We start from the raw sequence: 19,241 nt of genomic DNA on the forward strand, positions 1-19,241 counted from the left end.
CGTACGAAAGAGTTGCCGGGGAATCAGTCTCCCCTCTGAATAGTCCATCGGTGTCATCCTCTTTCTGAAACAAAAATTATATTTCGGATGCTGCGCAGCATGGAAATCAATGGAATGGAAGCCTGTAAATTTTTCTTTCTACTTACATAACACCTGAGAAGCTGTTTTGTTACACTTTTTTTGAAAATTTTTAAAGGCTGTTTAGAAACTTTCAAAACGAGTGCCTTTGCGGATGAGTAATAAATGGGTGCCGGCGGCGGTTGAGCCGCCGGCAAAGTGTATGTGAAAGGGAGTTCCTTGTAATCAGCTTTGGACCGGGAGTCAGCCGCAGTAATCCCTGTCGGTCTTAATAATAGATTCCTCGGTACCGTTTCTGTAAACTTTGGCGTCGATTTCCAACTCGTAAGTATATCCGCTTGAGACATAATACGATTTGTCAAAGTAAAATTCATTTCCTGAGGCGCTCAGCCCCGTCCACGTTTTTATAGTCTTGGTGCCGTTGCTGGTAACCTGCTTTAACAATACATTTGCTGTGATTTTGGAGGTGCCGCTTTTCCCTATGACGTAAGTGGCGCAATCAGCGCGGTCACCGGAAAAATTCAAGTTCACGCTCACAACATCTGTGTTGTCCCATAAAACATGAATGCCAGAATTTTGATTTGAAGTCGATTTCTGCTGGGCAAATGCGGGAAGGCTCACGGTGAAAACCATTGATACGGACAGGATCAACGCTAAAACTTTCTTTTTCATTTTTCTTCTCCTTTTTGTTTTTTTGGGGGTTTCTATATATAGAAACACCTGAGAAAGCAATTTGTTACAGATTTTTTTAAAAAAATTATTTTTCTATACTTTGAGCTATTTTAATCAATTGTTCAGGATCGATCACAGAGCTTAATAGAAAACTCCGCGATTGGTTGCTCCAGATCAAATAAGAAGTTTCACCTGGGGATTTTGCGGAAAACAAAAGGGCCTTTTCTCCCTGTAATTCAATTTCTTCCCGCGTAGTGTGCTCCGTATCCACGCTAAGCAAGCCTTCGCCCGCCAAAGAACATTGATGAAGATATATCGTGGTTTCTTTTTTGTCTTGATATTTTGTAACGGTTTCCCGGCCGACTTGAATGGTTTGTACTTCGACAAAACCTTCGGGAAGATACTGAGGTTTTAAAATATTGTCGGATTCGGAGCCCGACTGAGAAGAGGACGTGCCCTGATAGTGAATATCGACGTTGTTGGATTTCCAGTTCATAATCTGGTTGAAAATGGCGTTGCGCGACGCTTCCACGCTGAGCAGGCTGCCGAGCGATACGGGGATCATGATTGCGAGAAGGACGGCGACCCGTTTCGTAACCGCCCTGACGCGCCGGAGAAGCGACTTCATGCGGGCTTCGCGGATCATGCTTTCGATTCTGCGCTTTGTCCCTGAAGAAAGCTCGCAGTCCGCGAGCGCGGCTTCGCTCGGAAGGCTTTGAACCTCCTTTTCAAAATTTTCGTTGACCGCCTCTTTCAGCATTGCCTCAAAAAGCTCGCGGTTTAATTTTGCTTTATTCACCATGAAATCCCCTTTCGTTCAATGCTTTTGCAAGAGCTGCTTTCGCGCGGTGAAGACGAACCCGGGCGTTCCCCGGAGAAATGTCCAAAAGACGCGCGATCTCTTCGTGAGAATAGTCGTAAACATATTTTAATTCCAGCACGGTGCGAAACTTTTCATCCAGCCGGTTCAGCTCCGCCTGCAACGCCCGGTATGCTTCTTCCGTCAGCAGATGGTCACAGGGCAAGTCGAAGGAATCAGCCTGCAAATTCTCTTCTTCCAAAGACACCTGCGAATGGCGGGATTCGTTCCGCAGCATGTTGTAACAAATATGTTTCACTAATATAACCACCAAACCCTTGGTTTTGTTACAGTCTTCAAACGAAAATTTTTGAAATTTTTCAATTATTTTTACAAAAGTCTGAGAAACCGCGTCTTCGGCCTTGCTTTGATCCTTTAAAATCCCGTTTGCTATGTACAGCATCAGCTTGTAATTTTGCCGGTACAGCTGTTCCATGGTCTGGCGCTCTTCTTCGTTTTCAATTGCCATGATGCAAGGCAGCAATGGAATCCCCCCTTATTTCTGCTTTCTATTGTATCATTTCGGACGGAGAAACTGCAAATTTAGAAAAAAATCCCGTGCTTCCCAAAAAAGAAGCACGGGACAGAGATATAAAATCGCTGATTTATAAAATTCCGTTGACAAAGGCGTTAAAACGCTCGATGACGTTTTCGTCGCCGACGATGAGGACACGGTCGGACGCGCAGAATTCGTAGTACGGGCCGGGGGAGAGAATGATGTCCTTCTGCTGAACCACGCCGATGATAGTCGCCCCGGTATTGTGCCAGATTTCCAGCTCCCCGATGCTTTTGCCGATGAGCGGCGATTTGCCCGGAAGTGGAATTTCCACGGGCGTGATCAGGTCGGACCGCTTGTAGCGGTACATATCGATAATCTGTTTGGTCAGCGAAAGGATTTCTTCATCCATGCCGCTGCGTTTTTCCATCAGCTGGGCGAGCTTCAGGCGAAGGTCGGCAACCCGCTCGTCGTCTTTAAAGCTCTTAATAAATTGGATTGCGTTTTCTTTGGAAAGAATGACGATCCCGCTGCCCAGCATGATTTTGAGCACGCTTTTATCAGAAAGAATGGACATGGACCGGCGTATGGTTTCCGGGGATACGTTATATTCCGTGGCCAGGGTGGAGCGCCCTTTCAGGCGGGAGCCCTCCGGGATTTCTCCCGACGCGATTCTCGCGGCCAAATCCATTGCGATTTTCAAATATCTTGGCATGGTATAGCTTTCCCAACCCGCCATGTTTATCAGTCCTCCGTCTGGGTAACGCGGTTTACCCGCTCTGGGCCGAACAATTCAGCCAAAACCGATTATAGCATGTTTCCGCTCGGCGGGCAATCCAATTTTCACGCTTTGTGAAAATTGGCCCGGCCGCCCCGTGCTTTCTTCCAGCAGCAGGCGGCCGGAGGCCGAACTAGGTTCGGCGTTATTGAGAAACGGTCGGCAGGCTGCCCAGATTGTTGTCCTCCGAGTCGTCCGGAAGGGAACGAAGGTATTCCGTCCCTTTCTTCACGGCGACCGCCACGCCCCGGATTTTGTTCTCCCTTGCCAGTTGGACGCCCTCATCCCGGGAGACTTTTCTGCCGTCTGAGAGCTGGTATCCGGTGATTTTGCCGGAGGCTTTGACAAGCCCCGTGATGGAAAGCGCGTCCGCTTCCGGCTCCGGTGTAAACTCGTTAATGGCCTTTGGCAGAGGCCCGTTGTTTTCTTCGTGTGATTCCTGTCCCATTTGCAAAACTCCTTTCCGCTTTTAGTTTCTGCGGACATAGCCGTTTTATTCCCCGGCCGACGGCGCGCGGCGGGCTTGCGCACAGTTTTAATCACGGCGCGTATTATAAAACAGAAGTAAAAGGAGGCTTTTTTCTTTATGATGGATATGGACAATATGAACATGAAAATGAAAATGGATCAAATGGACCGCTGCGGTCATTTAAGCATAGGGATGGAAGCGCCTGATTTCACCGCGAACACAACCTTCGGCCCGATCCGTTTTTCGGATTATCGGGGGAAATGGGTGGTATTCTTTTCTCATCCCGGCGACTTCACGCCGGTTTGCACGACGGAATTTGTCGCTTTCGCACAGGCTTACCCGAAGTTCCAGCAGCGAAACGTTCAGCTGCTGGGTCTGAGCATCGACAGCAATCCCTCCCATCTGGCGTGGGTGCGCTCCATCGCCCGCACGACGGGAATCTCAATCCCGTTCCCGGTGGTAGCCGACCGGATGGGCGAGGTAGCCTGCCTGTACGGAATGGTCGCCCCGGACGTGAGCAAGCAGGAAACGGTGCGGAATGTCTTTATTATTGACCCGAATCAGATCATCCGCGCGATTCTGATTTATCCGCTGACGAACGGGCGCAGCATTCCGGAAATTCTGCGTCTGGTGGACGCGCTGCAGACGACCGACGCCGACAAGGTCGTCACACCGGCAAACTGGCAGCCGGGGCAGCCGGCGCTGGTCCCGCCGCCGCAGACGTACAGTGCTCTGCTGGAACGGGAAAAAGACCCGGAGGAGCTGGGGCTGACCTGCAAGGACTGGTTCTGGTGCTACAAGCAGCTGCCAAGCGGAAAGGAAAACGCAGGGAACAAGTGAAGAAGGCCCGAAAAACGTCCGGCGGCGTTTTTCGGGCCTTTTCTTATGCAATTTCGAATGGGAGAATTTGAGGGTTACCGCTTGCCGCCGAGGAAAAAGAGCGCCATGGTCCCGGGTCCGGAATGCGCCCCAATGACCGGGCCGCAGTGCGAGATGACAAAATTTTTGACTCCCATGCGGCGTTTGATTTCCCCAGCGAGGTATTCCGCGTCCTCCCGGCAGTCGCCGTGGCTGATGAAAACCGTCTGGGAGGCGGGATCGTCGGCGGACTGTTCCATATGGTCCGCCAGCGCGTCCAATGAAGCGCGGCGCCCGCGAACCTTGCCCATCGGGATCAGATGGCCCTCGTCGTCAACGTGCAGAATCGGCTTGATGTTCAGCATGGTGCCGAATAGTGCCGTCGCGCCGGAGATGCGTCCTCCGCGTTTTAAATGGTTCAGGTCGTCCACGGTGAACCAGTGGCAGAGTCGGAGCTTGTTTTCTTCTACCCAGCCACGGACTTCTTCGATGCTTTTGCCCGCGCGCTTCATCTGTACGGCGAGGTAGATTAAAAGCCCCTGGCCGAGCGAAGCGGCGAGGGTATCCACTGCAAAGACCTTTCGTTCCGGATATTTCTCCGCGAGTTCTTCGCAGGCGATTTTCGCGGAACTGTAGGTTGCGGAAAGGCCTGAGGAAAACGCGATGTCCAGAATATCCACGCCCTGCTGCAGCAGCGGCTCCATGGCGCTTTTATAAGCGTCCACGTTCACGGCGGAGGTGGTGCAGGGCTCGCCGGCACGGATACGGCGGTAAAACTCGCCGATCGGCATTTCGCGTTCGTCCAGATAATTGTGGTACTCCTTTCCGTTTAAATGAAAGGAAAGGGGCAGAACCACCAGCTCAAGCTCCTTTGCCAGCTCATTCGGCAAATCGCAGGAAGAGTCCGTCACAATCACATAATCCGCCATCGTTTTCTCCCTCTGATGAAACTGATTTATACGTTCCTGCTTTTTATTTTACCACCGCTTTCCAAATTATGCAATCGCGGCGCCGCCGAACTTTGGAAATCATAGGGTGTCAAACAATAGAATATGTCGTGTGAAAGACCGGATCATATGTTCAGGCGACGACTTCCCGCCTTGAGACGGTGCGGAGCAGGCCGGGTTACGTCCCGCCGAATCGAATCCGAACGGCGAGAAGCGCCGTCGGCCCGCATTCCCCACGGTCTTAATCCTCCTTGTTTCTGAAAATCCGGCAGGAGATCTGGAAAGAAATTAGAACGACCGCGACCGCCACCAGCGGGAGAAAACGCATCAAGAGCAGAACGGTCGACACGGACGGCAGGGGCAGATTTGCCTTTTGAAGCAGAATCAAGCCGAGAGTCGGCAGCAGCACGACGATCATCAGTGCCATCCGCGCCTTTTGCGTGCCGTATTTGTACATCAGAGGAAACAGAATCGCGCAGAACAGCAGCGCCACGCTCCAGGAAACCCAGAGTGCCGTGAGATTGTCCGGCGACATGCCGCGGAGGACGATCAGCTCGGCCAGGAACGAGATCAGGGTCAGGCAGGTGGCGACCCCGATCCCCAGCGAATAGCGGGCAAGAACAACGCCGCTTTTCGAAACGGGAAGGCTTCGCTCATAGACGCTCCATTTTGCGGCCTCATCGTAAGCAAACGCGTTGACGGAAAGAAGCACCGTCAGCAGCACGGTTACGGAGGAGAAGATTCCGGCGGCCGAATCGCCGCCCGCCACCGCGAAAAGAACAAAATAAAATGCAAGCAGCAGCAGCAGAACTTTTGCCGTGCGCCTGAGATACATCAAATCTTTCAGGATGAGGCCCGTCATGAATTTTCCCCCTTTGCATACAGCAGCATGATTTCGTCGAGCGGCGCGGCGTCTATGACCAGCTCCGGATATTTCCGCTTGGCGGCGGCGCGGTCGGCTACCAGCGCCTCGCATTCAAACGAACCGCGCCGGACGCGCAGAAAATCGGAGGAATCCAATTTGTCAAGCTGAGAAGCGCCGCATTTCAAAAGCCCCAAATGTTCTTCCAGCTCGTCTTTCGCCCGGCTGAACACGATTTGTCCCTCGTGGAGAAAAGTTACATAATCGGCGATGCGCTCCAGATCGGACGTGATGTGGGAGGAGAACAGGATCCCGCAGCGTTCGTCCTGAATAAAGTCGAGCAGCAGGTCGAGAATATCGCTGCGCATGACGGGGTCCAGGCCGCTGGTCGCCTCGTCCAGAATCAGCAGGCGCGGCCTGTGCGCGAGCGCGGCGGCAATGCCGAGCTTCATCCGCATACCCCTGGAATATTCCTTGATCTTTTTGTTGGGCGGAAGGGAAAAATCCTTGAGATACCGCCGGTATAAATCGCGGTCCCAGGCTTTGAACACCCTTTTTAAAATCAGGTCGACGTCTTTGGCGCAAAATTCGTTTGAAAAACAGCTTTCGTCGAACACGACGCCGATCTGCTCTTTGACGGCGACCTCGTCTTTGATGTTGTCTTTCCCGAAAATTCGGATGCTGCCGCCGTCGCGCCGGATCTCGTTTAAGATCAGGCGGAGGGTGGTGCTTTTTCCCGCGCCGTTTTCACCAATCAGCCCCATGATGCTGCCCTCCGGCACGGTAAAGCCGACGTCCCGCAGCGTAAAAGAGGGGTAGTTTTTGCAGACGCCCTCAAGCTCCAGTAATGTTTCCATAAATAAACTCCTTTAATCGTTTCCGCCGTACAGGCGGTCCAAAACTCCGTGCAGTTCCCCGAGTGAAATCCCGCTCTGGCGGGCAAGCTCCGCCGCCCGGCCCAGCAGCTCTTCCACCCGGCGGGACTGCTCCGCCCTGACCAGCTTCATATCCTTTTGAGCGACGAAGCAGCCTTTGCCCGCCACGGTTTCCAGAAATCCCTCCGCTTCCAGGTCGGAATAGGCCCGGCGCGTCGTGATGACGCTGATGTGAAGCTGGCGCGCGAGCAGCCGCATGGAGGGAAGAAGATCCCCCGCGTGCAGCAATCCCGAAAGAATCTGGCTTTTGATCTGTGCGGTAATCTGTTCGTAGATCGGTCGTGGATCGGAATTACTGATGACAATGTCCAGTTTGCATCACCGCGCCTTCAAAACTGTATATATTATATATACACAGTATCATCGACGGACAGAATTGTCAAGATTTATTTTTTTTATTTTGCCCTGTTCAGAGAAAAATAGGCGGCTGTTCCGCGGTGGGTTGAAAGGGGGCCTGAGATTGACTCGGAACGGGAAGAAAAGCCGGAGCCTGAAAAACGGTTATGAAAAGCTCGCGTTCGGCAGCGTAAACGACGCGGTGCGCCTTCTGTTTGGGGATGAGCCGGAGCCAGCGGAGCTGGAAAAAATGGATTTCGGCAATATCGCGGAAATCCGAAGGCTGAAGGACGGCGCGCTGGAAATCAAGTTTTACGACCGCCTTCGCGCGCTGGACTGCCTGCGCAGCCTGAGCGAGCAGGGCGCCGGCGACTCGCCGCTTTACCGCGCGCTGCAGCAATGCGCGAAAGAGACGTGGGAGGAGAAAAAGGATGGAGCTTAACGCCTTTTCCCGGCGCCAGAGGCAGGCGCTGAGCTGGTGGTGCCCGGGGTCTCCGCACGCGTCGCGGGACGCGGTCGTCTGCGACGGCGCGGTGAGAAGCGGAAAAACCCTGTGCCTTGGGCTTTCGTTTGTCATGTGGGCGCTTGCCCGGTTTGACAAAAGGTCGTTCGCGCTGTGCGGCAAGACGATTCGTTCGCTGCGGCGGAATCTGGTGACGACCCTGCTTCCGGCGCTGACCGAATCCGGATTTTCGTGCGTTTACCGCGCCGGGGAGAACCGGATCGAGATTTCTTACGGCAAAAGCCGGAACTGCTTTTACCTGTTCGGCGGGAAAGACGAGGGCTCCGCGGCGCTGATTCAGGGCATGACGCTCGCGGGCGTGTTTTTCGACGAGGTCGCGCTGATGCCGCGTTCCTTTGTGGAGCAGGCGCTGGCGCGCTGCTCGGTGGAGGGCTCCAAATTCTGGTTTTCCTGTAATCCGGAGGGTCCCGGCCACTGGTTTTACCGGGAGTGGATTGAGCGGGCGAAGCAGAAAAACGCGCTGCTCCTGCATTTTACAATGGAGGACAACCCGTCGCTTTCCCCACAAATTCTGGCGCGGTACCGCTCGCTTTACTCCGGCGCTTTCTACGAACGGTTCGTGCTGGGGAAATGGGTCGCGGCTCAGGGCCTCATATACCCGTTTATGACGGGGGAGCTGTTCTGCGACGTGCCGGAGGGCGGATTTTCGCGTTATGCCGTTTCGTGCGATTACGGAACGGCCAATCCCTGCTCGATGGGGCTGTGGGGTCTGCGCGACGGAATCTGGTACCGCATCCGGGAGTCCTATTACGACTCCCGGAAAACCGGAGAGCAGCGGACGGACGAGGAGCATTACGCCGCGTTGGAGCGCCTTTGCGGAGAGCGGAGCATCGACCGCGTTGTGGTCGACCCCTCCGCCGCGAGTTTTCTGGAGGTGATCCGCCGGCACGGCAGATACCGCGCCAGGAAAGCGAACAACGCCGTCCTGGACGGAATCCGGAAGACCGGGGCCGCGCTCAAGCAGGGAAAGGTGAAGGTCTGCCGCTGCTGCGGGGACGCGGTCCGGGAATTCGGGCTGTACCGATGGGACGAAAAAAAGAGGGGCGACGTTCCGCTCAAGGAAAACGACCACGCGATGGACGAGATCCGCTATTTTGTCACATCATTGCCCGGCGCGGACGGCGGCTTTTTCGCCGTCGCAGCGCCGAGGGGAGAGGGGGGAAAACATGCTTTTTAAACGGAAACAGCCGAGCGCCGCGGTGCGGGCGATCCAGACGGCGGAGCGGAACACGACGTTTTCGGAGTTGGACTCCTATGTGCCGCTGTGCGCCGGGGAGCGCCGCCTTTACGACGCGATGCGGGAGGCCGTGCCGCTGATCGACGCGGCAATCTGCAAGATTCTGCGTTTGGTCGGCGGCTTTACGGTTTCCTGCCCGAACCGGGACTCGGAACGGGAGCTGAACCGCTTTTTGCAGACCGTACAGGTGGGAGCGGACCGGCGGGGAATCGATAGCTTTTTGTCTTCGTACCTGGATCAGCTGCTCACCTACGGCAACGCGGTCGGGGAAATGGTGGTTCAGGGAGGGCGGCTTCGCGCGCTTTACAACGCTTCGCTGGACGAAGTGGAGCTGCGCGCGAAGTCGCCGCTCTCCGTTGAGGTATGCCGGAGGGAAAACGGCGGCAGCGTGCCGGTGCGGTACCCGGAGCTGGTGTTCTGCTCCGCGCTGAATCCGCCGCCGGGCAGCGCGCAGGGCGTTTCGATCCTGCGCGGGCTGCCGTTTGTCAGCCGCATTCTGGTTCAGATTTTTCACACCGTCGGGGTGAACTGGCAGCGCCTCGGCGCGGTGCGCTTCGCGGTGACCTATCAGCCGGATCCCGACGCGGCGGACCGCGCGTTTTCAAGGGAACGCGCGGAGCAGATCGCCTCGGAGTGGGGCCGCGCGATGCGCGGGGACAGCGTGAGTGATTTTATCGCGGTCGGCAACGTGAGCATCAGGGCGATCGGTTCGGACGTTCGGATTCCCGACAGTGAGGTCCCGGTCCGGCAGATTCTGGAGCAGATCGTCGCAAAGCTTGGCATCCCGCCGTTCCTGCTCGGCCTGACGTGGACTTCGACCGAAAGAATGTCCAGCCAGCAGGCGGATATTCTGACCAGCGAGCTGGAAGCGTACCGCAGAATGCTGAATCCCGTCATCCTGAAAATCTGCGGAATGTGGCTGCGGCTGAACGGGGAAGCGCAGAACGTTTCCGTCGACTGGGACGACATCACGCTTCAGGACGCCACCGAGCTTGCCGCCGCGCGGTATCAGAACGCCAGGGCGGAGCAGATCGAGCGGACCGTCCGGTCGAAACGGCCCGAACCGTCCGGTTCTTCCGCGGCTGCGCCGGACACGGCTCAAAATCTCATCTGAAAAACGAGGCTTAGGCTCGTCTTTGGAGTTTTTTGAGCGGGCAAATGAGCGGGACGGCATTTTGACGGGCGACGCGGCGCTTTGCAAATCAAGTGACGATCAGGATGAATCAGGGACAGATGAAACAGGAATAAAGGAGGAATTGCTATTCTGACAAAATCGTATGCGCAGGACGGCGCGGCAAACGCGCCGAAAACCGGATCGATCCCGGACGCGGAGGCGCTGAAAAAGATCAACCGCTTTACGCGGAGGGCCTTTTCGGCGGAGGAGCTTTATGTGTTCCCGGTCGTGCTGTGCGACAACGAAATCGACCGGGACGGCGAACGGTTCACGGTCTCGGCGCTGGAAAAGCTCGCGGAGCTGTTCGTCGGCAAAACGGGAATCTTCAACCACAGCGGCAGGGCGCAGGATCAGGCGGCGCGGATTTTCGACTGCCGCGTCGAAAGGGACCCGGAGCGCGTCACGACGGCGGGCGAGGCCTACACGCGGCTGAAAGCGAGCGCGTACCTGCCGCGCATGGAACAAAACGACGGTCTGATGGCGGAACTGGAAAGCGGCATTAAAAAGGAGGTCAGCGTCGGATGTGCCGTGCGGAGCGTGACCTGCAGCGTCTGCGGCGCCGACCTGAAAAACGGAGCCTGCGGCCACGAGCGCGGACAATCCTACGGGGGAGCCGTCTGCTGCGCGGTGCTGGACGAACCGACCGACGCCTATGAATGGTCGTTTGTCGCCGTGCCCGCCCAGCGGGAGGCGGGCGTCGTGAAAAGCTACTCCGGAGCGGAGGGGACGGAAAATATTCTGAAGACCCTTCGCTCCGGTGAAACCGTAACGCTCACACAGCGGGAAGCCGCGCGGCTTTCAGAGAAAATTTCGGCGCTGGAGCGGGAAGCCGCCTGCGGGCGCGCCTACCGCGCGGAGCTGACGAAGGAATTCGTGCGGTGTGCGGCGCTTTCAAAGCCGGGCATCCCGGCGGAGGCGCTGCGCAGGGCGGCGGACGGAATGAATCTGGACGACCTGAAATGCTTTGCGGCGGCATTCCGCAGGGACGCGGAGCGCCTGGTGCCGCTCACGCCGCAGCTTTCCGGCGCGGGCAGAGAGACTTTGGCGGACGATTCGGCTTTTAAAATATAAAGGAGGAGTATTTTTATGAACGTATCGTTAAACGGATTCCGGGAATCCATGGTGACATTTGAAGCGGAACAGGGCGTTGCGGCGGGCGCGCCGGTCAAGCTGACGGCAAACGGAACCGTCGGGCCCTGCGCGGACGGCGAGGTATTCTGCGGCGTGGCGGAAAACGAGCGCTGCGGCTTCGCGGCGGTTCGGCTCGGCGGCTATGTGCGCCTGCCCTATGACGGGACGGCGCCGTCGGTCGGGTACCAGACCCTGTGCGCGGCGGCAAACGGGAAAATCAAAACGGCGGAAACGGGCGGCAGAAGCCTGCTGGTCACCGATGTGGACGAGGCCGCGAACCTTTGCGGCGTGATTCTTTAAAGGAGGACGCATCCATGAAATACGAATCCATCCGTTTGGAAAAGGGCATGTACGGCGTGCCCGGAAAATCCTTTACCCAGGTGCTGGAGGGACTGGATCCCTCCGACGGATACGCGGGAACCCCGATGGAGGGGCTGGACGCGTACCAGCGCCAGCTCAAGCGTTTTGACATCCGGGTCGGCGGCCCCTCTTCCGATAAAATTGAAAAGTTCTTTCAGACCGGCGATGCCGCCGCGCTGTTCCCGGAGTATGTCTCCCGCGCGGTAAGGCAGGGCATGGAGCAGGCGAATCTGCTGCCCGACCTTGTGGCGGCGACGACGCAGATTGAGTCTTTGGACTACCGCACGATTACGTCCGACCCCGGCGAGGACGACCGGTCGTTGAAGCCGGTGGCGGAAGGGGCGCAGCTGCCGCAGACCGGCGTGACCGTCAAGGACAAGCTGGTGAAGCTGAACAAGCGCGGCAGGATGCTGGTGGCAAGCTATGAGGCGCTGCGGTTCCAGAGGCTGGACCTGTTCACCGTGACGCTCCGGCAGATCGGGTCGGCCATCGCGCGCAGCCAGCTGAGCGACGCGATCGCGGTTCTGCTCAGCGGCGACGGCGGGGACGAGCCCGCCGAAACGGTGGCCGCCGCGGGGACGACTCCGGTTTACGGGGACCTCATCAACCTGTGGAGCGGGCTTTCCCCTTACACGCTGAACACGATGCTTGCGTCGACGGCGGCAATGAAAGACCTGCTTTCGATTGCGGAATTCAAGGACGCGACCGCCGGACTGAATTTTCAGGGAACCGGAAAGCTCATTAGCCCGCTGGGCGCGAAGCTGCTGCACGCGCCGCAGATGGAAGCCGGAAAAATCATCGGGCTGGACAAAGCCTGCGCGCTTGAGATGGTGCAGGCGGGCGGCGTGACCACCGATTCCGACCGGCTGATCGACCGCCAGCTGGAGCGCACGGCAGTCAGCGTGACGGCGGGCTTTGCGCGCCTGTTTGACGGCGCGGTCAGGGTCCTGGCCTACGGGGCGTAAGCGGTGATTGAAATCAGGACCGATGACGTGCTTGCGCGGTTCGCGGCGCTTTCCGGGCAGGAGGACGTTGAAACATACCGGACGCTCTGCGGCGACGCGGCCGGGGAAATCGGACGGGCGCAGCGCGATTCCTGCGGAGAGGACGGCCGGCCGGCGCTGACCGCCGCGGCGGCGGCGCTGGCGTTTTACCGCTGCACGCTGGCCCGCGCAGGAGTCGGAGCGGGGTCGTTTGCCGCCGGGGACGTTAAAATTACGGAGCAGGCCGGGAGTCCGTCTTCCGCAAAGGCGCTGTGGAACGGGGCGGCGGCGGCCGCCGCTCCTTTCCTTACGGACGGGGGATGCTTTCTGTTCGGGAGAATCCGCCCGTGACCCGCCGCGCGGCCGTGGAAGCCATGCTTCTGAAATACGGGTCCCCGGCGACGCTGAACGGAACGCAGGTCCGGGCGGTGATCCGCCCTCTGGAAATTCAGTCCGGGGCGGACCGCGGCCTGACCGGCGGGGATTCCGGCCTCTCTTACCGGTTCACCGGGCCCGCGGGATGCGGCCTTTCCGAAGGGGACACGCTGGAAGCGGACGGAGCAAGTTACAGCGTCCGCCGGGCCGGCACGGCAATGCTCGGAACCGGTGCCTTGTACGACTGGGCCGTTTTGCGGGAACTTTCCGGCGCGGCGGATTCGGAAATCGTGCTGCTTGCGGCGGACGGAACCGTTCTGGCCCGCGCGAAGGGCTACGAAACGCGCACCCTTCGCGACGGGTGCGAAATCCGCTCCTGGGGGGAAGGGGTTCCGGCACAGATCGCCGAGGGGGAAACCCGTTATGAACTGAGCCTGTTCGGCGTTACGGCGGAAGCCGGGGCAGTTTGTACCGGCCTGGGGGAATTTTCGGTCGAAATCCGGGGAAAAACACGAAAAACGGCGTACTCCGGGTGCCGGGTGCAAAACGAAACGAAAACGGGAGGGAAGTCGCTGGAGCCGCGGCGTTCCCTGCTGGTGCTGGCGGCGGCAAAAACGGAGGAGGAGTCGGCATGACGGAAGACACGGCGGAAGAAATTTCTCGCGCGATCGAGCGCGACTGCCGCAGGTACCCGCGGAATCTGAACCTTGAGGGGGAATCGGATGCGTCTGAAACCGATGAGCTATAAAGACTATGTCTGGCCGCGGAATCCGGAAACCGTGACGGTTTCGCGAGAAAAAAAGGTGGGCAGCTACCCGGTTCCATACGTCGGGAACGCCTTGCAGGACCTCGGCGGCGCGAGCCGCACGGTGCGGGGCGCCGGCGCGTTTTCCGGCTCCGGGTGCGCGGAGGAATTCGGAAAGCTCGCCGCCGTTTTTTCCGAAGAGGGAGCGGGCCAGCTGATTCTGCCGGACATGACGCCGTTTTCGGCGGTGTTTTCCTCTTTGACCCGGAAAGGCGATCCCCGTCCGGATTACATCGGGTACGAATTTGAATTTCTGGAGGACGGTTCCGCGCCGGAAGACGAATCGGTCGTCAGCGACCCGCGGGTGTATGTCTGCAAGGCGGGCGACACGCTGTTTTCCGTCGCGGCGGCGTACGGAGTCGGCGTGGACGTTCTGCGGGACGCGAATCCGCAGATTCAGTGGCCGGACGACCCCGGAGCCGGAACGGAGGTGACGGTGCCGTGATCTGCTTCGGAACCGGGCCGGAGGGCGGGTTCCGGCTGCCGGCGCCGGTGAGGATCCGGCTGGACCGCGGCGCGGACGCCCCGGCGGACGGGTTCGAGGGAGTCTTCCCCATGCCGAAAAGCTGCGGGCCGCTGACCGGCCTCACGATTCAAAACGGGGACGGTTCGGCGCTTTTTGACGGAATCGTGGACGAGCAGGAGCAGGGCCTGAGCGGAGGAACGCTCACCCTTTCCGCCCGCAGCCGCGCGGCGCTGCTGCTGGACAACGAAGCAATGCCGCAGAATTATGTCAACCCGTCGCTCGGGACCGTTTTCGACCGGCATGTGCGCCCGTACGGATTTGCGCGGTACCTGGGAGAAGATCAAGTTTTCTCCGGAACCTTGTCCGTTTCCAAGGGGATGAGCGAATGGGCCGCAGCCGCGTCCTTTTGCGCCCGGTTTTTAAAGACCGAACCGCGCGTCGTGAACGGCGTGTTCGACGCGTCGGGCGCGGCGCCCGGGCAGGAAATCGTATTCGGGAAAGGCGGCGTTCGCTTTACCTCCGGGCTTTTGAGGAACCGGAACTGCGAACTGTATTCCGAAGTTTACGCGCTGGATCCGGACGGCGGAACCTATTTTTTGGCGGCGGCCGACAGCGGGGCGGAAACGCTCGGAGTCAGGCGCAGGCGTTTCCTGAGCGGCGGGGCGGACGCTTCCGCGGTGCTCAAAAAGGCGGAGCAAAGCGCGTTCGAGGCGGTGCTGGACTGCCCGGGAAACGTTGCGGCCCCGCCGCTGGCTCCGGCGAGGATCGCCGGAGCTGAAACCGGAGGTGCCCTCCGCGTTTGGTCCGCGCGCTATGTGCTCGGCGCGCAGGGGGAACATACCGTTATCACGCTGAGGAGGAGATAAATCGTGTGGATTTCTCAGAAAATCATCGCGTCCCAGGCGGAAAGGCCCGCCGCGGAGCTTGCGAAAACGACCGGCGGCGCCGCGGCGCAGGGTGCGGGCGAATACCGGAACCTGCCGTTCGCGGGGCCGTGGGGAATCGCCTATCAGCCGCCGAACGCGGCGCAGGCCGTGATTGTCTCGACCAGCGCGGGGGACGCCTGCGTCGGGACGCTGGCCGCCGACCGGGGGCTCAAACCGGGGGAGCTGCTGCTGTATTCCTCCGGCGGGGCGGAGCTTTACCTGAAAAACAACGGAGACATCGTCATCAACGGGCAGGTCTTTCAAAGGGAGGCGGCAAATGGATCTTGAACTATCCGGCGGAGATTTTCTCACCGGCGAAAACGGAAGGCCGGAATCGGTTTCCGGCAAAGAAGAGCTGTTTCAGCGGGCAACGATCCGACTGACCGTGCCGCTCGGTTCTTTTTCCTGCGACCCGTCGCTCGGCAGCCGCCTGCACACGCTGAAATCGGGAACGTCGTTCCCGGACGAAAAGGCCTTTTCCATGGCGCAGGAGGCGCTGCGGGGAATGCCGCAGCTGACGGTGACCGGCGCGGCGGTCTCGCGGGCCGACCCGCCGACCGTAACGGTCACGCTGAATTACGGCGGCGAAAGCCGTGAAGTGGAGGTGAAGCTCTGACGGAAAGCTATGAAGACATTCTGGCCAGAATGAAAAAGAAATTTACCGACCTCGCCGGGTATTCGCCGGACGACGCTTCGGATCTCGGGATTCGCATGAGGCTGCTGGCGGGGGAAATTTATTCGGTGGAAACGGCGGCCGACTGGCTCAGGCGGCAGACCTTCGCGCAGACCGCGAGCGGACGGGAGCTGGATTACCGGGCGCAGGAGCGGGGAATCGTGCGGAAGGAGCCCGTCGCCGCCCACGGCACGCTGACCTTTTCCCGCGACTCGACCATCTGGTTCGACCTGCCGATCGATTCCGGAATCGTCTGTTCCACCGCGGGCGCCAATCCCGTGCGGTATGTCACGACACAGGCTGCCGTGCTGAAAGCGGGCACGCTCAGCGTGGAAGTTCCGGCTGCGGCGCAGGAAAGCGGCGGCGCGGGCAACACGGAGGCCGGAACGGTCTCCGTTCTGGTCACGCCGCCCACCGCCATTCAGGCCGTAACAAACGCCGCCGCTTTTTCAGGCGGCGAGGACAGGGAAACGGACGACGCGCTGCGCTCCCGGCTGCTGCAAAGCAGCGCCGCCGCCGGGAACGGAGGAAACGCGGCGTATTACCGGAATTACGCGCTCGCCTGCGACGGGGTCGACTCGGTCAGCGTGATTCCAAGGGTGAACGGAGCCGGTACGGTGGCGCTGTATCTGGGCGGCAGGGGATGCGCCCCCTCCGACGACGTTGTCAGCCGGGTATCGGAAGGACTCGGCGCGGAACGGGAAATTTGCACGAAGGTGACCGTCGCCCCGGCGCAGACCGTTGCTTACAGCGTGACGGCAACGGTGACCGCAAAGACGGGGCTTGCTTCCGCCGATGTGATCGCAGCCTGCAAAACGGCGGTTCAAAATTATTTTTACGGCCTCGGCGTTTCGGAGCAGGTGGTCCCAGCCGCACTCGTCGCCGCGCTGTTCGGAACCGGGATGATCGGCGACTGTTCCCTCAGCACGGCAACGGCGTCGGTTGCAGACAACCAGCTTGCCGTGTGCGGCGCCGTGACCGTTACCGTGGCTTAGGAGGGATGAGCGTGGATACCCTGGAGTCGATGAAAAATCAACTGAGCTCGACCGGACTGTACCGGCTGGACGGCACGACGACGGTGGAGTATGAGCTGGCCGCCTATGCCGAAGGGCTCAACGCGCTGCGAAACGAGCTTTCCGCCCTTCAGGCCGAAAGCTACGTTGCGACGGCGTCCGGCTACGGGCTTCTGGAAAAGGAGCGGGCCTGCGGGCTGCCGTCCTCCGGCGGGGTTTCCGACCGGCGGGCGGCTTTGCTGAAGCTGGGCGCGGTGAGGCCGGGCGCCTGCACCAAAGAAGGGCTGGAATCGGCTCTTTCCGCGTTTGGGCTTTCGGTCAGCCTGGAGGAGGACGCGGCAAATTCGAAAATTATCGCGCATTTTCTTTCGCAGCCTGCCTGCGGGAAAACGGAAGCCCAAAGGATACTGGAAATATTTTGCCCCGCTCATTTGACGGCGGAATCGGATTTCACAGGCGTTTCGTGATACAATAACCGTGTCATAAGGGAATGCGCCCGTTTCGACAGAATATGATTGCATTTTCCCGGAATCTGATGTATTTTGATAGAACAACGGAGAGAAAACAGGGGAAACGGACGCGGAAAACCGCAGAAAAGGAGCGGGGAATCGAAAATGCACGAAAATAAAGAGAAGTTGGAACGCGCCCTACTGGTGGAAGTGGACACGGGGGGTTACGATGCGCAGGCGTCTTTGGCCGAGCTGTACGAGCTGACCCGCAGCGCGGGCGCGCAGCCCTTCGGCGCGATGACGCAGAAACGGCCTTCGCAGGACGCCGCGACCTGCGTGGGAAGCGGGATGATGCGGCAGATTGCCGATTTTGTTCAAAAATACGAATTGAACCTTTTGATCTTTGACTGTGAGCTGACCCCGACCCAGATTCGGAACATCGAACGGGAAAGCGGGGTTCGCGCCGTCGACAGAACGATGCTGATTCTGGATATTTTTGCCTCAAGGGCGCAAAGCAGGGAGGGCAAGCTGCAGGTGGAGCTTGCCCAGCTGAAATATCTGCTGCCCCGCCTGGGCGGGCGCGGAAGCGAGCTTTCCCGCCTCGGCGGCGGAATCGGCACGCGGGGGCCGGGCGAAAGCAAGCTGGAAACCGACCGGCGGCACATCCGGCGCCGGATCGATTCGCTCACCGCGCAGATTCACGACGTGGAGATGCACCGCAGGCAGATCAGCCGGCGAAGAAAGAAAGACGGCTTTGTCACCGTGGCGATGGTCGGCTACACGAACGCGGGAAAATCGACTTTGATGAACGCGCTGACCGGCGCGGGCGTCTTGGCGGCGGACATGCTGTTCTGCACGCTGGACCCGACGGCCCGCGCTCTGCGGCTGCCGGGCGGCGAGACGGTGCTGCTGATCGATACCGTCGGGCTGGTGCGCAGGCTGCCCCATCACCTGGTGCGGGCGTTCCGCTCCACGCTGGAGCAGGCTGCGGAGGCGGACATCATTCTGAACGTGTGCGACGCTTCCAGCCCGGAGGCCCCGGCGCATCTGGACGTGGCGAAAAACCTTCTTTCCGAGCTCGGCTGCGGGGACAGGCCCGTGATTCCCGTCCTGAACAAATGCGATCTGATCCCGGATCTCGGCGAGATCCCGATGATCGGCCACGCCGTGCGGATCAGCGCCAAAACCGGGGAAGGGCTGAATCAGCTTTTGCAGACGATTGAAGACAATCTGGAGGCGCCGTCCCTGCGGGTCCGGCTGCTTCTTCCGTTTACGGAATCCGGCCTTGAGGCAGAGATTCGCAAAAATGGAAGCGTGGAAAGCGAGGAATACACCGAAAACGGCTTTATGCTGACGGCGAATATTCCCCCGGACCTTTCCGGGGCGCTGAGCAAATATATTATTGAATAAGAAGAAATCTCCGTCAGGGCGCCGATAAAACCGCAATGCAATTTTACCTGCGGCGTCGGCTGCACCCGCAAAGTCCGGTCACGTACAGACAGAGCAGAGAGTCCCTTATTGGCAGGTTTGCCGTCTTGTCCCGTACGATTTTTAACGGCTTGTTTGTTTTTCAAACAGGCTGGCTCCGCGAATGATTCGCGGAGTTTTTTTTATGATTCCCAAATATGTCATACTACACCAAACGGCGAATGGAACGGATTTGAATTCGTTCCATGTGCCTAAAGAATAATCCCCCAGAGTAAAATAAAAGGCCCGGCTCGGTGATTTTTTCCGGTCTTGAGCCCGCGAGGCGGGAAGTTGGGGAGAGGGCCCCGGTCAATTTTTTTGAGCATCGGCCGATAAATCAAATAATACATATTTGCTGCTGTCTCGACA

25 protein-coding genes are annotated in these 19,241 nt (G+C 58.7%); 16 read left to right on the plus strand and 9 right to left on the minus strand.

Features of this window, described 5'->3' with window-relative positions; all coding sequences use genetic code 11:
- Positions 1 to 321: 321 nt before the first annotated feature.
- From ACLQ3M_RS12555 to ACLQ3M_RS12575, 5 genes are all read right to left on the minus strand, one after another.
- On the minus strand, positions 322 to 750 hold the full coding sequence (locus ACLQ3M_RS12555) for a hypothetical protein (RefSeq protein ID WP_411678026.1): 429 nt from the start codon (positions 748 to 750) through the stop codon (positions 322 to 324).
- An 85-nt stretch (positions 751 to 835) separates the two neighbouring features.
- Positions 836 to 1,552 carry a DUF4367 domain-containing protein gene (locus tag ACLQ3M_RS12560; protein ID WP_411678027.1) on the minus strand — a complete coding sequence of 239 codons (717 nt, stop codon included), beginning with the start codon at positions 1,550 to 1,552 and terminating at the stop codon, positions 836 to 838.
- Positions 1,542 to 2,093 carry an RNA polymerase sigma factor gene (locus tag ACLQ3M_RS12565; protein ID WP_411678028.1) on the minus strand — a complete coding sequence of 184 codons (552 nt, stop codon included), beginning with the start codon at positions 2,091 to 2,093 and terminating at the stop codon, positions 1,542 to 1,544. Before ACLQ3M_RS12565 ends, ACLQ3M_RS12560 begins: the two co-directional genes overlap by 11 nt.
- A gap of 121 nt (positions 2,094 to 2,214) precedes the next feature.
- A complete protein-coding gene (locus tag ACLQ3M_RS12570; protein WP_411678029.1) occupies positions 2,215 to 2,844 on the minus strand; it encodes a TrkA C-terminal domain-containing protein in 630 nt (209 codons plus the stop codon).
- A gap of 184 nt (positions 2,845 to 3,028) precedes the next feature.
- Positions 3,029 to 3,331, minus strand: a complete 303-nt coding sequence (locus ACLQ3M_RS12575) for a DUF3892 domain-containing protein (RefSeq protein ID WP_411678030.1) — start codon at positions 3,329 to 3,331, stop codon at positions 3,029 to 3,031.
- 147 nt (positions 3,332 to 3,478) lie between these two features.
- Here ACLQ3M_RS12575 and ACLQ3M_RS12580 point away from each other — a divergent pair, with 147 nt between their 5' ends.
- A complete protein-coding gene (locus ACLQ3M_RS12580) occupies positions 3,479 to 4,192 on the plus strand; it encodes a peroxiredoxin (RefSeq protein WP_411678058.1) in 714 nt (237 codons plus the stop codon).
- Between the two features lie 74 nt (positions 4,193 to 4,266).
- Here ACLQ3M_RS12580 and ACLQ3M_RS12585 read toward each other — a convergent pair whose 3' ends face one another.
- The 4 genes from ACLQ3M_RS12585 to ACLQ3M_RS12600 all read right to left on the minus strand — a co-directional run bounded on the left by ACLQ3M_RS12585 (position 4,267) and on the right by ACLQ3M_RS12600 (position 7,266).
- Positions 4,267 to 5,139: a DegV family protein gene (locus tag ACLQ3M_RS12585; protein ID WP_411678031.1), complete on the minus strand. Its 873-nt coding sequence runs from the start codon at positions 5,137 to 5,139 to the stop codon at positions 4,267 to 4,269.
- A 259-nt stretch (positions 5,140 to 5,398) separates the two neighbouring features.
- Complete coding sequence (locus ACLQ3M_RS12590) at positions 5,399 to 6,019, minus strand: ABC-2 transporter permease (protein WP_411678032.1); 621 nt, start codon at positions 6,017 to 6,019, stop codon at positions 5,399 to 5,401.
- A complete protein-coding gene (locus ACLQ3M_RS12595; protein ID WP_411678033.1) occupies positions 6,016 to 6,876 on the minus strand; it encodes an ABC transporter ATP-binding protein in 861 nt (286 codons plus the stop codon). Before ACLQ3M_RS12595 ends, ACLQ3M_RS12590 begins: the two co-directional genes overlap by 4 nt.
- A 12-nt stretch (positions 6,877 to 6,888) precedes the next feature.
- Positions 6,889 to 7,266 carry a GntR family transcriptional regulator gene (locus ACLQ3M_RS12600; protein WP_411678059.1) on the minus strand — a complete coding sequence of 126 codons (378 nt, stop codon included), beginning with the start codon at positions 7,264 to 7,266 and terminating at the stop codon, positions 6,889 to 6,891.
- Positions 7,267 to 7,414: 148 nt separating this feature from the next.
- On the opposite strand from ACLQ3M_RS12600, the gene ACLQ3M_RS12605 reads away from it, so the two are divergent.
- The 15 genes from ACLQ3M_RS12605 to hflX all read left to right on the plus strand — a co-directional run bounded on the left by ACLQ3M_RS12605 (position 7,415) and on the right by hflX (position 18,815).
- Positions 7,415 to 7,732, plus strand: coding sequence for a hypothetical protein (locus ACLQ3M_RS12605; RefSeq protein WP_411678034.1), 318 nt, complete (start codon positions 7,415 to 7,417; stop codon positions 7,730 to 7,732).
- On the plus strand, positions 7,722 to 8,990 hold the full coding sequence (locus ACLQ3M_RS12610) for a PBSX family phage terminase large subunit (protein ID WP_411678035.1): 1,269 nt from the start codon (positions 7,722 to 7,724) through the stop codon (positions 8,988 to 8,990). The genes ACLQ3M_RS12605 and ACLQ3M_RS12610 overlap by 11 nt, the downstream gene beginning before the upstream one ends.
- Positions 8,980 to 10,164: a serine/threonine protein phosphatase gene (locus ACLQ3M_RS12615; RefSeq protein WP_411678036.1), complete on the plus strand. Its 1,185-nt coding sequence runs from the start codon at positions 8,980 to 8,982 to the stop codon at positions 10,162 to 10,164. Before ACLQ3M_RS12610 ends, ACLQ3M_RS12615 begins: the two co-directional genes overlap by 11 nt.
- Positions 10,165 to 10,440: 276 nt before the next feature.
- Positions 10,441 to 11,295 (plus strand): hypothetical protein, encoded by an 855-nt coding sequence (locus ACLQ3M_RS12620; protein WP_411678037.1) that lies wholly within the window; start codon positions 10,441 to 10,443, stop codon positions 11,293 to 11,295.
- Between the two features lie 15 nt (positions 11,296 to 11,310).
- The gene (locus ACLQ3M_RS12625; protein ID WP_411678038.1) at positions 11,311 to 11,655 is read left to right on the plus strand and encodes a hypothetical protein; all 345 of its coding nucleotides are present in this window, start codon (positions 11,311 to 11,313) and stop codon (positions 11,653 to 11,655) included.
- 14 nt (positions 11,656 to 11,669) lie between these two features.
- Positions 11,670 to 12,680 (plus strand): phage major capsid protein, encoded by a 1,011-nt coding sequence (locus ACLQ3M_RS12630; protein ID WP_411678039.1) that lies wholly within the window; start codon positions 11,670 to 11,672, stop codon positions 12,678 to 12,680.
- A gap of 3 nt (positions 12,681 to 12,683) precedes the next feature.
- Positions 12,684 to 13,049: a hypothetical protein gene (locus tag ACLQ3M_RS12635; protein ID WP_411678040.1), complete on the plus strand. Its 366-nt coding sequence runs from the start codon at positions 12,684 to 12,686 to the stop codon at positions 13,047 to 13,049.
- Positions 13,019 to 13,708, plus strand: coding sequence for a hypothetical protein (locus ACLQ3M_RS12640; protein WP_411678041.1), 690 nt, complete (start codon positions 13,019 to 13,021; stop codon positions 13,706 to 13,708). The genes ACLQ3M_RS12635 and ACLQ3M_RS12640 overlap by 31 nt, the downstream gene beginning before the upstream one ends.
- An 87-nt stretch (positions 13,709 to 13,795) precedes the next feature.
- On the plus strand, positions 13,796 to 14,323 hold the full coding sequence (locus ACLQ3M_RS12645) for a LysM peptidoglycan-binding domain-containing protein (protein ID WP_411678042.1): 528 nt from the start codon (positions 13,796 to 13,798) through the stop codon (positions 14,321 to 14,323).
- Positions 14,320 to 15,210 carry a hypothetical protein gene (locus tag ACLQ3M_RS12650; RefSeq protein ID WP_411678043.1) on the plus strand — a complete coding sequence of 297 codons (891 nt, stop codon included), beginning with the start codon at positions 14,320 to 14,322 and terminating at the stop codon, positions 15,208 to 15,210. The genes ACLQ3M_RS12645 and ACLQ3M_RS12650 overlap by 4 nt, the downstream gene beginning before the upstream one ends.
- A gap of 3 nt (positions 15,211 to 15,213) precedes the next feature.
- A complete protein-coding gene (locus ACLQ3M_RS12655; RefSeq protein WP_411678044.1) occupies positions 15,214 to 15,558 on the plus strand; it encodes a hypothetical protein in 345 nt (114 codons plus the stop codon).
- A complete protein-coding gene (locus ACLQ3M_RS12660; RefSeq protein WP_411678045.1) occupies positions 15,548 to 15,886 on the plus strand; it encodes a histidine kinase in 339 nt (112 codons plus the stop codon). The genes ACLQ3M_RS12655 and ACLQ3M_RS12660 overlap by 11 nt, the downstream gene beginning before the upstream one ends.
- Before the next feature lie 29 nt (positions 15,887 to 15,915).
- A complete protein-coding gene (locus tag ACLQ3M_RS12665; protein ID WP_411678046.1) occupies positions 15,916 to 16,938 on the plus strand; it encodes a baseplate J/gp47 family protein in 1,023 nt (340 codons plus the stop codon).
- A gap of 11 nt (positions 16,939 to 16,949) precedes the next feature.
- The gene (locus ACLQ3M_RS12670; RefSeq protein ID WP_411678047.1) at positions 16,950 to 17,423 is read left to right on the plus strand and encodes a hypothetical protein; all 474 of its coding nucleotides are present in this window, start codon (positions 16,950 to 16,952) and stop codon (positions 17,421 to 17,423) included.
- Between the two features lie 147 nt (positions 17,424 to 17,570).
- Complete coding sequence (gene hflX, locus ACLQ3M_RS12675) at positions 17,571 to 18,815, plus strand: GTPase HflX (RefSeq protein ID WP_411678048.1); 1,245 nt, start codon at positions 17,571 to 17,573, stop codon at positions 18,813 to 18,815.
- The last annotated feature ends 426 nt before the right edge of the window (positions 18,816 to 19,241 follow it).

It is taken from the genome of Caproicibacter sp. (assembly GCF_046707225.1).
Classification (GTDB): domain Bacteria; phylum Bacillota; class Clostridia; order Oscillospirales; family Acutalibacteraceae; genus Caproicibacter.